This window comes from Bacillus sp. UNC69MF, assembly GCF_000746035.1.
Taxonomy (GTDB): Bacteria; Bacillota; Bacilli; order Bacillales; family Bacillaceae; genus Bacillus; species Bacillus velezensis.
This window is the reverse complement of sequence record NZ_JQKM01000024.1, coordinates 1-9,795: the sequence shown is the minus strand read 5'-3', so window position 1 is coordinate 9,795 and position 9,795 is coordinate 1. Positions and strand designations below refer to the sequence as shown.

Annotated in this window: 2 protein-coding genes; both read left to right on the top strand. The window is 52.1% G+C overall.

The features are described 5' to 3' along the window. Nucleotides 1–1,938: condensation domain-containing protein (locus tag BR62_RS0112075; protein ID WP_032870993.1), on the top strand; the 1,938-nt coding region annotated here is incomplete at its 5' end. 21 nt (nucleotides 1,939–1,959) lie between these two features. Continuing rightward, nucleotides 1,960–9,795: surfactin non-ribosomal peptide synthetase SrfAB (gene srfAB / locus BR62_RS20060; protein WP_032870991.1), on the top strand; the 7,836-nt coding region annotated here is incomplete at its 3' end.

Here is a 9,795-nt window from a genome sequence, read left to right as displayed (position 1 = left end):
GGCTACCGGATCGAGCTTTCAGAAATCGAAGTCCGCCTCGCCCAGCTTGCGGACGTTCATGACGCAGCGGTGACGGCCGTGGAAGACAAAGCGGGCAATACCGCGCTTTGCGCCTATGTCGCGCCTCAGCAGGACGATATTGAAGCGCTCAAATCCGCGCTGAAAGACACGCTGCCTGACTACATGGTGCCGGCGTTCTGGGTGGAGATGGACGAGCTTCCGGTCACCGCAAACGGAAAGATTGACAAAAAAGCCCTGCCGGCGCCTGACATTGAAGCGGGAAGCGCCGCGTACAAAGCGCCGGAAACGGAGATGGAGACGCTGCTTTCCGACATTTGGCAGGAAGTGCTCGGTCTTGACCAGATCGGCGTAAGCGATAATTTCTTCACGCTCGGCGGGGACTCGATCAAAGGCATCCAAATGGCGAGCCGCCTGAACCAGCACGGCTATAAATTGGAGATGAAAGATCTCTTCCAGCATCCGACCATCGAAGAGCTCGTCTCTTATGTGGAGCGGACGGAAGGCAAGCAGGCCGACCAAGGCCCTGTCGAAGGCGAAGCGGACTTAACGCCGATCCAGCGCTGGTTCTTTGAACGAAACTTTACCGACAAACACCACTGGAACCAATCCGTCATGCTTCACGCGAAAGACGGCTTTGATCCGGAGATAACAGAAAAAACATTACATGTCCTGACGGTTCACCATGATGCGCTCCGGATGATTTATCGTGAACAAACACCGTATTACAGAGGGCTTGAGGATGCGTCTGTTGAACTGAACGTCTTTGAGCTGAACGGACCTGCTGAAGACCATGAGGATCGTATCGAAAGGGAAGCAGACCGTCTTCAAAGCAGTATTTCACTGGAAACAGGACATCTCTTGAAAGCCGGGCTCTTCCGGGCTGAAGATGGAGACCACCTTCTTCTTGCAATCCATCACTTAGTCGTGGATGGTGTATCTTGGCGGATTTTACTGGAGGACTTTACGTCCGTGTATACACAGCTGAAGCAAGGCAATGAACCGGCGCTGCCGCCGAAAACACATTCATTCGCCGAATTTGCCGAGAGAATCATAGAATACGCAAATACGAAGGCGTTTCTGAAAGAAGCGGATTACTGGAGAGAGCTTGAGGAAAAAGAGGTATGCACTCAGCTTCCGAAAGACAGGCAGTCTGGTGATCAGCGCATGAGACATACGAGAACGGTCAGCTTCTCTCTGACGCCTGAACAAACTGAACAGCTGACGACAAACGTACATGAAGCCTATCACACCGAAATGAACGACATCCTGCTCACGGCGCTCGGACTGGCGCTGAAAGAGTGGACGGGTGAAGACACGATCGGCGTTCATTTGGAAGGCCACGGGCGCGAAGACATTCTTGACGGCTTGAATATCACCCGGACGGTCGGATGGTTTACGAGCATGTATCCGATGATCCTTGAGATGAAGCACGCCGACGATCTTTCATATCAGCTGAAACAAATGAAAGAAGACATCAGACACATCCCGAACAAAGGAGTCGGCTACGGCATTCTGCGTTATGTAACGGCGCCTGAGCATAAAGAGAATCTTTCATTTGAGATTGATCCGGATATCAGCTTTAACTACTTAGGCCAGTTTAATGAGATGTCGGATTCCGGCTTATTTACAAGATCCGGGATGCCGTCAGGACAATCGCTGAGCCCTGACACAGAGAAGCCGAATGCGCTTGATATTGTCGGATTTATAGAAAATGGGCAGATGACGATGACGTTTGCCTATCATTCTCTCGAATTTCATGAAAAAACCATTCAATCGTTCAGTGACAGTTTTAAAGGGCACCTCTTGAAAATCATAGATCACTGCCTGGCCCAAGACGGACCTGAGCTTACGCCTAGCGATCTTGGCGATGATGATCTGACGCTTGATGAACTTGATAAATTAATGGAAATTCTCTAACAGAAAAGACAGAGGTGACATATGAGCAAAAAATCGATTCAAAAGGTGTATGCACTCACACCGATGCAGGAGGGAATGCTGTATCATGCGCTGCTTGATCCGCATTCTTCCTCCTACTTCACACAATTAGAGCTTAGGATTCACGGAAGCTTTCAGCTGGAGCTTTTTGAAAAAAGCGTCAATGAGCTGATCCGGACATATGACATTTTGCGTACGGTATTCGTGCACCAGCAGCTTCAAAAACCGCGCCAGGTCGTATTAGCCGAGCGGAAGACGAAGGTGCACTATGAAGATATCAGTCAATTAGATGAAGCGCGCCAAACCGAATATATTGAACGCTATAAACGCGGCGTGCAGCAGCAGGGCTTTCATCTGGCGAAAGATATTCTCTTTAAAGCGGCGGTGTTCAGACTCAGTGAGAAGGAGCTGTATCTCGTCTGGAGCAATCATCATATCGTCATGGACGGCTGGAGTATGGGCGTTTTGATGAAAAGCCTGTTCCAAAACTATGAAGCGCTTCGTGCCGGCCGGCCCGCCGGGGGAAGCCAGGGCAAACCTTACTCTGACTATATCAAATGGCTCGGAGGCCGGGATTATGAGGAGGCGGAACAATATTGGAGCAGCCGCCTGGCGGATTTCGAACAGCCGAGCCTGCTCCCGGGCCGTCTGGCAGCAGAAAAGAAAGACTACCAAAATGAAGAATATTCTTTTGTCTGGGATGAAGAGCTGGTCGCGCAGATTCAGCAGACCGCCAACCGGCATCAAGTCACGGGACCTAACCTGTTTCAGGCCGTTTGGGGTGCGGTGCTCAGCAAATACAACTATACAGACGATGTGGTGTTCGGCACCGTCGTATCAGGCCGTCCTTCAGAAATCAACGGCATAGAAACGATGGCGGGGCTGTTCATCAATACAATTCCCGTCAGAATCAAAATTGACAAAGATGCAGCCTTTTCGGACGTGATGGCGGCAGTTCAGAAAAACGCCGTGGAAGCCGAGCGCTATGATTATGTGCCGCTCTATGACATTCAAAAGCGCTCCGCCCTGGACGGCAGCCTCTTAAATCATTTGGTCGCGTTTGAAAACTATCCGCTGGACAAAGAGCTGGAAAACGGGGGCATGGAGGAAAGACTCGGCTTTTCCATTAAAGTTGAACATGCTTTTGAGCAGACGAGCTTTGATTTCAATCTCATCGTGTATCCGGGAAAAACGTGGACTGTCAAAATCAAATACAATGGAGCGGCTTTCGCTCATGATGCCATCGAACGAACGGCGCACCATCTGACCCGCATGATGAAAGCCGCGGTCGGAACGCCTGACGCGCCCGTGCGGGAACTCGGCCTTGTTTCAGGCGAAGAAGAGCGGCAGATTGTTGAAATATTCAATGATACGAAAACGGCGCTTCCGGAAGAGGAGGCCGTTCACCGTTTGTTTGAAGCACAGGCAAACCGGACGCCTGCAAGCATCGCGATAAAAGAAGCGGGACGCGAATGGACCTACCGTGAAGTGAACGAAGCGGCCAACCGTCTGGCGAGACACCTTGTGAAGAGCGGGCTGGAAAAAGGCCGGACCGCCGCTATTATGAACGACCGGTCTGCGGAAACCGTTGTCGGAATGCTTGCCGTCCTAAAAGCAGGCGGCGCATATGTGCCGATTGATCCGGCTTTTCCGGAGGACCGTCTCCGCTTTATGGCGGAAGACAGCTCGATTCGGCTCGTGCTGACAGTTCAGGACTATCAAGAACAAGCGGGCGCATTGCAAGTCCCGGTCGTCATGCTGGATGAAAGCGCGGATGAAACGGTAAGCGGAACAGACTTGAATCTTCCGGCCGGCGGCAACGACTTGGCGTATATCATGTATACATCCGGATCGACCGGCAAACCGAAAGGCGTCATGATTGAACACAGAAATATCATCAGGCTCGTCAAACATTCGAATTACGTGCCGGTTCATGAAGAAGACCGGATGGCGCAAACGGGAGCCGTCAGCTTCGATGCCGGAACCTTCGAAGTCTTCGGCGCATTGCTGAACGGAGCGTCATTGCACCCGGTGACAAAAGAGACGCTGCTTGACGCCGGACAATTTGCCCAATTTCTGAAAGAGCAGCGGATCACGACCATGTGGCTGACGTCTCCGCTGTTTAATCAGCTTGCCCAAAAGGATGCCGGCATGTTTAACACGCTCCGGCACCTCATCATCGGCGGTGATGCGCTTGTGCCGCATATCGTCAGCAAAGTGAGGAAAGCATCACCGGAGCTGTCGCTTTGGAACGGCTACGGGCCGACGGAGAATACGACGTTTTCGACGAGTTTTCTCATTGATCAGGACTACGACGGTTCGATCCCGATCGGGAAGCCGATCGGAAATTCCACTGCGTACATTATGGATGAAAACCGCAACCTCCAGCCGATCGGCGCGCCCGGTGAGCTGTGCGTCGGCGGAAGCGGAGTGGCAAGAGGCTATGTGAACCTGTCTGAATTAACGGAGAAGCAGTTTGTCCGCGATCCGTTCAGACCGGATGAAATGATATACCGGACGGGGGACTTGGCGAAGTGGCTTCCGGACGGCACGATCGAGTTTCTCGGCAGAATTGACAACCAAGTAAAGGTCCGCGGTTTCAGAATCGAGCTCGGCGAAATCGAGGCGAAAATCAGCCAGGCGGAGAATGTGACGGAATCTGCGGCTGTGATCCGGAAAAATAAAGCGGATGAAAATGAAATCTGCGCTTACTTTACGGCAGACCAAGCCCTTTCGCCGGAAGACCTGCGCAAAACACTTTCGGAATCACTTCCGGAATATATGATTCCCGCGCACTTCATCCAGATGAATCAGTTTCCGCTGACGGCGAACGGAAAAATTGATAAAAAAGCGCTGCCTGAGCCTCAGGCTGAAGCCGTTCAAAAAGAATACGTAGCGCCGAAAACGGAAGCGGAGCAGAAACTCGCCGACATTTGGGAAGGCATTCTCGGTGTAAAAGCGGGTGTGACTGACAATTTCTTCACGATTGGCGGACATTCTTTAAAAGCCATGATGATGACCGCTAAAATCCAGGAGCACTTTCAAAAAGAAGTACCGATTAAAGTGTTATTTGAAAAGCCGACCATTCAGGAGCTTGCGCATTATTTGGAGCATGAGAGCGAGGAGGAACAGCAGTTTGAACCGATCCGACAAGCGCCTTATCAGAAGCATTATCCTGTTTCCTCAGCACAGCGCAGGATGTATATCCTTAATCAGCTCGGACAGGCCAGCACGAGCTACAACGTCCCTGCTGTACTTCTGCTGGAAGGATCAGTAGACAAAAACCGTCTTGAAGAGGCCATGCAGGCATTAATCAACCGTCATGAGACACTGCGTACGTCGTTTGACATGGCAGATGGAGAAGTCGTGCAGACCATTCATAAAAATGTGTCGTTTGAGCTTGAAACCGCCGAGGGCCGGGAAGAAGATGCAGAAGAGCTGACAAAAGCCTTTATCAGGCCGTTTGCGCTCAATCGTGCGCCGCTGGTCCGTTCGAAGCTGATCCGGCTTGAAGAAGACCGGCATCTTCTGCTGATTGACATGCACCACATTATTACGGACGGAAGCTCAATGGGCATTTTCATCGGTGATCTTGCGAAGCTTTATCAAGGCACGGAGCTTGCGCTGCCAAAGATTCATTATAAGGATTTTTCAGTCTGGCAGCGTGAAAAAGCAAGTCTCGATCAGCACGAAGCCTACTGGCTTGATACGTTCAAAGGCGATCTGCCGGTGTTGGATCTGCCGCTTGATTTCCCGCGTCCTGCCGAGCGCAGTTTTGAAGGGGAACGCGTCATCTTCGGGCTTGATAAACAGGTGACGGCGCAGATTAAGAAGCTGCTGGCTGATACGGATACGACGATGTACATGTTCTTGTTAGCCGCTTTTCAAGTGCTGCTGTCCAAATATTCGGGTCAGGAAGACATCGTAGTCGGGTCTCCGGCGGCCGGAAGACAGCATCCTGATCTCCAAGACGTGCCGGGCATGTTTGTCAACACAGTTGCGCTTCGGTCGCATCCTGCCGGCAAAAAAACGTTCAAACAATTTCTGGATGAGGTGAAAACGGCGAGCCTTCAAGCTTTTGAGCATCAAAGCTATCCGCTTGAAGAATTAATTGAAAAACTGCCGTTAACGAGGGACACAAGCCGGAGTCCGCTGTTCAGCGTGTTATTTAATATGCAGAACATGGAGATCCCGGCCCTGCGGCTCGGAGATTTGGAGATTTCTTCTTACTCCATGCATCATCATGTCGCTAAATTTGATCTTTCCTTAGAAGCGGCTGAGCGCGGAGAAGAGGTCGGATTGAGCTTTGATTACGCGAAAGCCTTATTTGCGGACGAAACCATCCGCCGCTGGAGCGCTCATTTTGTCAATCTGATTAAAGCCTGCGCTGAAAATCCGGATATTCAGCTGGCCGATGCAAGCCTGCTGTCAGCTCCTGAGCGGGAAGCGCTCCTTTCTGATGAAAAACGGACGGAGGCGGATCTGCCTGAGGGCACTTTTGTTTCGCTGTTTGAACGGCAAGCGCAAAAAACGCCTGATCTCACGGCGGTTGCGGGCGGAATAAGTCTGACATATCGTGAGCTTGATGAACGCTCGAACCGGTTTGCCCGCCACCTTCAGGCTTGCGGAACGGGCAGTGAGGACATCGTGGCCATTATGATGGATCGTTCGGCCGACTTGATTACCGCGATTCTCGGCGTCATGAAAGCCGGAGCGGCATTTCTCCCGATTGATCCGGAGACTCCTGAAGAGAGAATCCGCTACTCTCTTGAAGACAGCGGAACGAAGCTTCTGGTCGTCAATGAGAGAAACATGACCGCGGCCGCCGTTTATAAAGGAAATACGGTCGTAATGGAAGACGGAGAATGGCAGAACGAAAGCGCCGACCGGCTTGAAACGGAGCCCGGCGCCGACCAGCTTGCATATATCATTTATACCTCGGGAACAACGGGCAAACCGAAAGGCGTCCAGCTGGAGCACCGCAATCTAATCAATTATGTCACATGGTTCAGCCGTGAAGCCGGTTTGACCGAAGCTGACAAATCCGTGCTGCTGTCTTCTTACGCATTTGATCTCGGCTATACGGCTATATTCCCGATTCTTCAGGCGGGCGGCGAGCTGCACATTGTGCCGAAAGAGACGTACACCGCGCCTGATCAGCTTGGTGAGTATATACAGGAAAACGGCATTACGTATATGAAACTGACGCCGTCATTGTTCCATATGATCGTCAATACAGCCCGCTTTGCGGCAGAACGCCGTTTCAGCCCGCTTCGTTTAGTGGTGCTCGGCGGAGAAAAGATCATCACGTCCGATGTCCGCAAATTTCATGACGTATACGCCCATACCGACTTCATCAATCACTACGGGCCGACGGAAACGACGATCGGCGCCATTGCGGAACGGATCAATATGGAGCGTCTTGATCAATATGAGCAGCGTCCCGTCATCGGCCGCCCGATCGCAAATACCGGCGCGCTTGTATTGGACGGAGCAATGCAGCTCGTTCCTCCGGGCGCAAGCGGCGAGCTTTATATTACCGGGAAGGGGCTTGCCAGAGGATATCTTCACCGTCCGCAGCTGACGGCGGAGAAATTTCTCTCAAATCCTTTTTCACCGGACAGCCTCATGTACAAAACGGGAGATGTCGTCCGCAGGCTTCCTGACGGGACGATTGAATTTATCGGCCGTGCGGATGATCAGGTGAAAATCCGGGGCTACCGCATTGAATTAAAAGAGGTTGAAACCGTGCTGTTAAGCGTAAACGGCATTCAGGAGGCGGTCGTTCTCGCAGTCAGCGGAGGCGGGCTGCCGGAACTGTGCGCGTATTATAAAGCCGACAGCGAGCTGAAAGGCTCTGAGCTTCGCAAACGGCTTTCCGAAACACTGCCGTCTCATATGCTTCCGGCTTATTTCATACAAGTAGACCGCATTCCGCTCACAGCCAACGGAAAAACCGATAAAAACGCCCTTCCGAAACCGGGCGTCAGCCAAACGGCGCAAACAGCTTCAGCCTTGCCGGAAACGGAATTGGAGGAAAAGCTGTGCCGCATTTGGAAACAGACACTCGGTACGGATACGCTCGGCATCGACGATAATTTCTTCGATTATGGCGGGCACTCTTTAAAAGGCATGATGCTCCTCGCCAATATTCAGGCTGAACTGGACAAAACGGTTCCGTTAAAAGCGCTGTTCGAACAGCCGACTGTCCGCCTGCTTGCCGCATATATCGAAAAATCAGCGGTATCTGAGGGATATCGGATGATCTCACCTGCCGACAGTGCAGACGCGTACCCGTTATCATCCGCCCAAAAACGGATGTACGTCCTGAACCAGCTTGACCGGGAGACAATCAGTTATAATATGCCGTCCGTTCTTCTGATGGAAGGAGAAGTCAATATTTCAAGGCTTCAGGAAGCGCTCAATCAGATGATCAATCGCCACGAGTCTTTGCGGACGTCCTTTATCGATCAAAACGGCCGCCCGATGCAGCAGATCGCAGAACAGGCTGACATCGACCTGCACATCTTTGAAGCAGCGGACGAGGAGAAAGCGGATCTTATCATTCAGGCATTCATTAAGCCGTTCGATCTGAGTGCGGCTCCGCTCATTCGGGCCGCTCTTGTCAGACTGAATGAAAAGAAACACCTGCTGCTGCTGGATATGCATCATATTATTGCCGACGGCGTGTCCAGAAGCATGCTGGTCAAAGAGCTCGCTCATCTTTACAAAGGCGGAAGCCTGCCGTCGCCGAACCTGCACTATAAAGACTTCGCCGTCTGGCAGAATGAACCCGAGCAGGCCGAACGGATGAAAGACCATGAGCGTTATTGGCTCTCCGCATTTTCCGGCGAGCTTCCTGAATTGAATCTGCCGACCGATTTCCCCCGTCCGCCGGTTCAAAGTTTTAAAGGACAATCCGTCTGTTTCAGAGCGGGGCGCGAAACGGAAAAAGCGGTGCGTGAATTAATGGAATCATCGGGAGCGACTCTTCATATGGTGCTTCACGCCGCGTTCCATGTCTTTTTGAGCAAAATCACGGGGCAGCGCGATATCATTATCGGCTCGGTGACCGCCGGAAGAACGAGCGCCGAAGTGCAGGAAATGCCGGGGATGTTTGTCAATACGCTTGCGCTTCGCAATGAAACGCGAAAAGAGCAGACCTTCGCCGGGCTGCTCGAACGAGTGAAACAAACCAATCTCGACGCGCTGGCGCATCAGGATTATCCGTTTGAGGATCTGATCGGAAAGCTTGACCTGCCGAGAGATATGAGCCGCAACCCGTTGTTCCAGGTTATGGTGACGACAGAAGATCCGGATAAAGAAACACTGGAACTGGAGAACCTGCGCATCACTCCGTATGAGTCAAACCAAGGCACGGCGAAATTCGATCTGACACTCGGCGGCTTTACGGATCAAGAAGGTCTCGGCCTTCAGTTTGAATATGCGACTGATCTGTTTAAAAAAGAAACAATTGAAAAGTGGAGCGCCGGGTTCCTGCGGATTCTGAAGCAAGCGGCAGAAAGTCCGGACAGAAAGCTGCCTGAGATTTCACTGATCAGCGATGCTGAAAAACAAGCCCTCCTTGACGCATGGAAAGGAAAAACACTTTCTGTGCCGCGGGACAAAACGGTTCACCGTCTCTTTGAAGAAACGGCCGCCCGCTACGCGAACCGGCCGGCCGCGGCATACAATGGCGCGAAATGGACGTACGGCGAGCTGAACGCAAGGGCTAACCGCATCGCGCGCATTCTCATGGACTGCGGCGTCACGGCTGACGAACGTGTCGGCATTTTGACGAAACCGTCCTTGGAAATGGCCGCGGGCGTACTCGGCGTC